The 254-nt window shown below is 65.0% G+C and carries 1 protein-coding gene; it reads left to right on the top strand.

From position 1 onward, the window contains the following. Positions 1-254, top strand: a 254-nt coding sequence (locus AC0L20_RS41375; RefSeq protein ID WP_473295891.1) for an EAL domain-containing protein, incomplete at both ends; no start/stop codon positions are given.

Raw genomic sequence — 254 nt, 5'->3', positions numbered from 1 at the left:
CCGGTGGCGGTGAATATCCCCGCGCGGATGCTGGAGCGCGCGCACTTTCCTGAAGTGTTGCAAGGCCTGCTGCAACTGCATCGGGTGCCGGCCCACAGCCTGACCCTGGAGCTGGTGGAAGCTTCACGCCTCAAAGCCGACAGCGTTCATCTCACCGGCTTGTTGCGCCTGCGCATGCTGGGGTGCCAGCTGTCCATTGGCGACTTCGGCCTGGGCGGCACCAGCCTGCAACAGCTGCTGGAGCTGCCCTTTAC

It is taken from the genome of Bradyrhizobium sp. Kon58, from assembly GCF_055807455.1.
The sequence above is the reverse complement of the archived record's forward strand: the minus strand, read 5'-3'. Positions and strand labels throughout refer to the sequence as shown.